Source organism: Kocuria atrinae C3-8 (genome assembly GCF_000286355.1).
Classification (GTDB): Bacteria; Actinomycetota; Actinomycetes; order Actinomycetales; family Micrococcaceae; genus Kocuria; species Kocuria atrinae_A.
Genome location: NZ_AJXN01000163.1, coordinates 1 through 3421 on the forward strand (window position 1 = coordinate 1; position 3421 = coordinate 3421).

Consider the following 3421-nt stretch of genomic DNA (forward strand, 5'->3'; position numbering starts at 1 on the left):
CGGTCTGCAGCGCAGACAAGCGGCCCGCGCCGGGCCCGGCCGCAGGCGCGGTGTCGAGATCGTCGTCGAGCAGGACGAAGGCCGCGCCAGCGGTCTCCGCGTCGAGGGCAGCCTGACGAACCGCGGCACCGGAGAAGTATTCGGCGGGATCAACGCGGTCGATTCCCGGGCGAGGGGTGATGCGGGCGGCGATCACGAAGGACGGGGTGCTCATGTCAGGCCTCCTGACCGTTGGTTGCTGCGTGGCGAACGTCGGCGCGTGCCTGCGACCACTCGGTCGCGGGGCGGTATTCGTTCAGCTCCATGGTGGCGCGCAGGGTGGGATCCTCTGCGGGGTAGGAGTCCGGGTACACGCCCATTTCCTGCAAACGCGGAATCACCGTGTCGACGAACTCGTCCAGGCCGCCCGGGACCACGGTGGGGATCAGGATGAACCCGTCCGCGGCGCGCTCCTGGATGTACTGATTCATCTTCTGCGCCACGGTGTCGGCGGAGCCCACGAAGGCGAAGCGCGGGGATTCCCGCACCACCAGGTCTCGGATGGACAGGTTCTCGGCCTTGGCGATCTCACGCCAGCGCTGTGCGGTGGCCACCGGGTCCTTGACGTGCTTGACGCGGCCCTGGGAGACCTCGGGGCCGTCCAGGACGGGGTCAAAGTCGGGGAGCGGGCCGTCCGGATCAAACGACGACAGGTCGGTGTTCCACACTCGTTCCAGAGTCGCGATCGCAGTGGCACCCGAATGCTGGGCGTAGGCCTGCTCGCGGGCGCGTTCGGCGGCGTCGGCGTCCGTGTCGCCCAGGACGTAGGACACACCGGGGTAGATGCGCAGGTCGTCCTCGGCGCGGCCGTACTTGGCCAGGCGGCCTTGGTGTCCTTGTAGAAGGCCTTGCCGTCCTCGAGCTCCGAATGCCGCGTGAAGATGACGTCCGCAGAACCGGCGGCAAACTCGCGGCCGGAATCAGAATCGCCCGCCTGGAAGATCACGGGGTGAACCTGAGGACTGCGCGGTACGTCGAAACGCCCGGAAATATCGAAGAACTCGCTGCGGTGCTCATACGCACCGGCGGTATCGTCCGCGTCCTGTGCGGAGGCGGGCCAGGATTCCCAGAGCGTGCGGGCGGCATCGATGAAGTCCTCGGCGCGCTCGTAGCGCTGCGGGTAAGGGAGGTAGCCGCCACGGCGGAAGTTCTCGCCGGTGAAGGCATCGGGGCTGGTCACCACGTTCCACGCGGCGCGCCGGCCGAGAGGTGATCGAGGGTCGCGAACTGGCGGGCCAGTTCGTACGGCTCGTGGAAGGTCGCGGTCAGCGTTCCGGCCAGACCGATACGTACGGTAGCTCCGGCCACGGCGGACAGTACCGTGAGCGTATCCGGGCGGCCCATGACATCCAGGTCATAAATCTTGCCGTTCATTTCGCGCAACCGCAGACCCTCGGCCAGGAACAAGAAATCCATGAGACCGCGCTCGGCCGTCTGCGCCATGTGAATGAACGAATCCACCGCGATATGACTCTCGCTGCGCGGATCCGACCAGATCGTGGTGTTGTTGACGCCCGGAAAATGCGCCGCCAGGTGAACTCTGCGCGGTGAGCTGCTCATGACCTACCCTCTAGTCGACTTCGGTCCCGGACACAGTCGAGCGACCGGGCACTCCCGTCCATGGTGCCGCCGTCACCGTTTCGGATTCCAACCGGCTGACTTGATTCTTCACACGCTGTCACAGAGCGTCACACCGACCTGCGTTCGCACTGCAGGCGGGGATAGCGTGACGAGTACTGTCCGCAGTGCCGTCCGGCCGGGCGCGCACGCATTGTTCTGGAGGTCACCGGTGGACACACGCAGCGTCACGTTCGTGGGCGGGGGCCCGCGCGCGGCCATGGTTCTGGAGCGCATCGCGGCCAACTACCCCGACGACGCCGCTCCGCTCACCATTCACGTGGTCGAGCCGTTCGAGCCCGGCGCGGGGCGGATCTGGCGTTACGACCAGTCGCCCCTGCTCAAGCTCAACTCCATGGCGCAGGACATCACGATGTTCACGGACGATTCCGTGGAGTGCGAGGGGCCCGCCCGCGAAGGTCCCACGCTCCTGGAATGGTGCCGTGCCGTCATCGCCGGTGAGATCACCGACCACCGGATCACCGACCCTGAGATTATGCGGCAGGTCCGTGAATTGGGGCCGGAAAGTTTCCCCACCAGACAACTGCAATCGTTTTATTTGGGATGGTTCTACCGACTGATCGCAGAGCAAGCGGCGGACAACGTGCGCGTGGAAACCCACCGCGGCATGGTCACCTCCGTGACAGACAGCGAGAACGGCCACGTGGTGGCGCTCGACTCGGGCGACACCATTGCCACAAATGCTGTGGTCTACACGGTGGGGCACACGGACAGCATGGGCTCCAACACTCAGTTGACCCGCGAACGCACGGCGAGTGCACGCGGCGGCTTCTACGCCCCGCCGGCCTACACGAACGACGTCGATTACTCCGCGGTCCGCCCCGGGGATCGCGTGATCGTGACCGGTATGGGGCTGGCCTTCATCGACCTCATGGTGCTGCTGTACGAGGGCCGCGGCGGTCGCTTCGAAACCACGGGTGAGCGGGTGGACGGCCAGCCCCGCGAAGGGATCCGCGACGGCGGTCCACTCAGCTACGTGGCGTGCGGCCAGGAACCTCACGTCTACGTGGGATCCCGGCGCGGCGTGCCCTATCACAGCAAGATCACCTCCGTGCTGTCCGCCGATCCCGAGCCCCTGCAGTTCATCACCCCGGACACCGTGAGCCAGTTGCTGGAGCAGCACAGCACCCTCAACTTCCACGAACATCTGTGGCCGCTCATCAATCAGGAACTCGGCTACCACGTGTATCGCGAGCTGATCGTGGGGCACCCCGAACGCGCTCGCATGAGCTGGGACGAGTTCGCCCCGGCCTACCGCGCGGCCCACTGGGGCAGCAACGAGCTGCACCAATTGGTGAGGAAGGCCATCCCGGATTCCCGCTACCGCGTGGACCTCGCCTCGATCGACCGGCCTTTCGACGACATGTTCTTCGAGGACACCCAGCAGGTCCAGGACGCCTGGTGCGCTACATCGAACGCGACCTGACCCTCCGGACGCATCCCGACCACTCCGAGACTCAGGCGCTCTTCCTGGCGCTGTTGCGCACCTACATGGAGATCGGACGACTGGTGCCGTTGGAGCACCTGGACGACGAGTCACAGCGGCTCGTTCCCGGTTGGTGGCACGGGTTCTTCAGCTTTGTGGATTCCGGGCCTCCGGCCCACCGCTTGCAAGAGTTACTGGCCCTGCACCGGGCGGGTTTCATCACGTTCCTGGGTCCCGATCTCGAGGTCACGACCGCCCACCAGGATGCCCCCGAGGGGACCCCGGCGTTCCGGCGCGCTCGCGGGCCGGCGGTGCGGA

Annotated in this window: 3 protein-coding genes and 2 pseudogenes; 2 read left to right on the forward strand and 3 right to left on the reverse strand. The window is 66.3% G+C overall.

The window, feature by feature from the left end:
- The 3 genes and pseudogenes from YO9_RS19120 to YO9_RS19130 form a co-directional block, all read right to left on the reverse strand.
- The coding region (locus YO9_RS19120) for a hypothetical protein (RefSeq protein ID WP_223286671.1) at positions 1–214 on the reverse strand (214 nt) is incomplete at its 3' end.
- A 1-nt stretch (position 215) separates the two neighbouring features.
- The gene (locus YO9_RS19125) at positions 216–812 is read right to left on the reverse strand and encodes an LLM class oxidoreductase (protein WP_016998214.1); all 597 of its coding nucleotides are present in this window, start codon (positions 810–812) and stop codon (positions 216–218) included.
- A gap of 101 nt (positions 813–913) precedes the next feature.
- Positions 914–1599, reverse strand: a pseudogene (locus YO9_RS19130) (LLM class flavin-dependent oxidoreductase); the annotation flags it as partial.
- Positions 1600–1828: 229 nt separating this feature from the next.
- On the opposite strand from YO9_RS19130, the gene YO9_RS0114985 reads away from it, so the two are divergent.
- Together YO9_RS0114985 and YO9_RS19135 are read left to right on the forward strand one after the other, a co-directional pair.
- A complete protein-coding gene (locus YO9_RS0114985) occupies positions 1829–3103 on the forward strand; it encodes an FAD/NAD(P)-binding protein (RefSeq protein WP_223286672.1) in 1275 nt (424 codons plus the stop codon).
- Positions 3079–3421 (forward strand): annotated as a pseudogene (locus tag YO9_RS19135) (hypothetical protein); the annotation flags it as partial. The gene YO9_RS0114985 and the pseudogene YO9_RS19135, both read left to right, overlap by 25 nt.